At 60.4% G+C, this 3,018-nt stretch carries 2 protein-coding genes; both read left to right on the plus strand.

What is annotated here, in order from left to right; all coding sequences use genetic code 11:
- Positions 1–1,471: NADH-quinone oxidoreductase subunit L (gene nuoL / locus ACIQVE_RS01135; RefSeq protein WP_402803706.1), on the plus strand; the 1,471-nt coding region annotated here is incomplete at its 5' end.
- 39 nt (positions 1,472–1,510) lie between these two features.
- On the plus strand, positions 1,511–3,018 hold a 1,508-nt coding region (gene nuoM / locus ACIQVE_RS01140), incomplete at its 3' end, for an NADH-quinone oxidoreductase subunit M (RefSeq protein ID WP_402803708.1).

A 3,018-nucleotide genomic window follows, 5' to 3' on the forward strand; every position in this document is an offset into this window, starting at 1 on the left:
CATGCTGTTCCTGGTCCTGGGCTATATCCTGTTGTTCCTGTACTTCGGGTGGGATGTCGTGGGCATGTGCTCGTACCTGTTGATCGGTTTCTACTACAGCAACCGCAACAACGGTAACGCCGCACTCAAGGCCTTCATCGTGACCCGGATCGGCGACGTGTTCATGGCCATCGGCCTGTTCATCCTGTTCCAACAAGTGGGCACGCTGAACATCCAGGAACTGCTGGTGCTGGCACCGCAGAAATTCCAGGTCGGCGACTTCTGGATCACCCTGGCGACCCTGATGCTGCTGGGCGGCGCTGTCGGTAAATCGGCGCAACTGCCGCTGCAAACCTGGCTCGCGGACGCGATGGCCGGTCCTACCCCGGTTTCGGCACTCATCCACGCCGCAACGATGGTAACTGCCGGTGTCTACCTGATCGCCCGTACTCACGGCCTGTTCACCCTGGCGCCGGACATCCTGCACCTGGTTGGCATCGTCGGCGGCGTAACGCTGGTTCTGGCAGGTTTCGCTGCTCTGGTACAGACCGACATCAAACGTATCCTCGCCTACTCGACCATGAGCCAGATCGGCTACATGTTCCTGGCGCTGGGCGTTGGCGCATGGGATGGCGCGATCTTCCACCTGATGACCCACGCTTTCTTCAAGGCGCTGCTGTTCCTTGCTTCCGGTGCGGTGATCGTTGCCTGCCACCACGAGCAGAACATCTTCAAGATGGGCGGCCTGTGGAAGAAACTGCCACTGGCCTACGCCAGCTTCATCGTCGGCGGCGCGGCATTGTCTGCCCTGCCACTGGTGACCGCGGGCTTCTATTCCAAGGATGAAATCCTCTGGGAAGCGTTCGCTAGCGGCAACCAGGGTCTGCTTTACGCAGGTCTGGTCGGCGCGTTCATGACCTCGCTGTACACCTTCCGCCTGATCTTCATCGCGTTCCACGGTGAAGCCAAGACTGAAGCGCACGCCGGTCACGGCATCGCTCACTGGCTGCCACTGTCGGTGCTGATCGTGCTGTCGACGTTCGTCGGCGCGATGATCGTGCCACCGCTGCACGGCGTACTGCCAGAAAGCGTTGGCCATGCTGGCGGCGATGCCAAGCACAGTCTGGAAATCGCCTCGGGCGCCATCGCTCTGGCCGGTATCCTGCTGGCGGCCCTGCTGTTCCTCGGCAAGCGTCGCTTCGTGACGGCGATTGCCAACAGCGGCGTCGGGCGTTTCCTGTCGGCCTGGTGGTTCGCTGCCTGGGGCTTCGACTGGATCTACGACAAACTGTTCGTCAAGCCGTACCTTGCGATCAGCCACATCCTGCGCAAAGACCCGCTCGACCAGACCATCGGTCTGATCCCGCGTATGGCCAAGGGGGGTCACACTGCCCTGAGCCGCACCGAGACCGGTCAACTGCGTTGGTACGCTGCTTCGATGGCTGCTGGTGCCGTGCTGGTTATTGGCGCCATCGTGCTGGTAGCGGTCTGATATGAACCTTGCGAATTTGCGAAAGGAAACGAGCCCGTCATGATTCTGCCTTGGCTAATCCTGATCCCCTTCATCGGCGGCCTGCTGTGCTGGATGGGTGAGCGCTTCGGCGCTACCCTGCCCCGCTGGATTGCGCTGATCACCATGTCCCTGTTGCTCGCGATCGGCCTCTGGCTGTGGGCGACCGGCAACTATTCATTTGCCCCGGCGCCTGGCGCCGATCCGACCTGGGCGCTTGAGTTCAAGCACATCTGGATCGCGCGTTTCGGCATCAGCGTGCACCTGGCCCTCGACGGCCTGTCGCTGCTGATGATCCTGCTGACCGGCCTGCTGGGTATCCTCTCGGTACTCTGCTCGTGGAAAGAGATTCAACGTCACGTTGGCTTCTTCCACCTGAACCTGATGTGGATCCTGGGCGGTGTTGTCGGCGTGTTCCTCGCCCTCGACCTGTTTATGATCTTATTCTTCTGGGAAATGAAGCTGGTGACGATGTACTTCCTCATCGCGCTCTGGGGTCACAGTTCTTCGGACGGCAAGAAAACCCGGATTTACGCGGCGACCAAGTTCTTCATCTTCACTCAGGCTTCCGGCCTGATCATGTTGGTGGCGATCCTCGGGCTGGTACTGGTCAACTTCAACAACACTGGCGTGATTACCTTCAACTACGCCGACCTGTTGAAAACCAAGATGTCGATGACCACCGAGTACATCCTGATGCTCGGCTTCTTCATCGCCTTCGCGGTCAAGCTGCCAGTCGTGCCGTTCCACTCCTGGCTGCCTGATGCTCACGCCCAAGCGCCGACCGCAGGTTCCGTCGACCTCGCCGGTATCTTGCTGAAAACCGCTGCCTACGGCCTGTTGCGTTTCGCCCTGCCGCTGTTCCCGAACGCTTCGGCCGAGTTCGCGCCGATTGCCATGACCCTCGGTCTGGTCGGGATCTTCTACGGTGCGTTCCTGGCGTTCGCGCAAACCGACATCAAGCGTCTGATCGCCTTCTCTTCCGTTTCCCACATGGGCTTCGTGTTGATCGGCATCTACTCCGGCAGCCAACTGGCCCTTCAAGGTGCAGTGATCCAGATGCTGGCGCACGGCGTTTCGGCAGCCGCGCTGTTTATCCTCAGCGGTCAGTTGTACGAGCGGCTGCACACTCGTGACATGCGTGAGATGGGCGGTCTGTGGTCGCGTATTGCTTACCTGCCGGCGATCAGCCTGTTCTTCGCAGCCGCGTCCTTGGGCTTGCCGGGCACGGGTAACTTTGTCGGCGAGTTCCTGATCCTGATCGGTTCTTTCGCCAGCTGGCCTTGGTTCACAGCGATTGCTACGTCCGGTCTGGTGTTCGGTTCGGTCTACTCGCTGATCATGATCCACCGCGCCTACTTCGGCCCGTCGAAATCGGATGCGGTGCTGCACGGTATGGACGCTCGCGAACTGATCATGGTGCTAGGCCTTGCGGTGCTGCTGATTTACCTCGGCGTCTACCCGCAACCGTTCCTCGACACTTCTGCCGCCACGATGCATGGCGTACAGCAGTGGCTCGGCACCGCCTT

Origin of the sequence: Pseudomonas sp. NPDC098747 (genome assembly GCF_044760045.1) — a bacterium.
In the GTDB taxonomy this organism is placed as follows: Bacteria; Pseudomonadota; Gammaproteobacteria; order Pseudomonadales; family Pseudomonadaceae; genus Aquipseudomonas.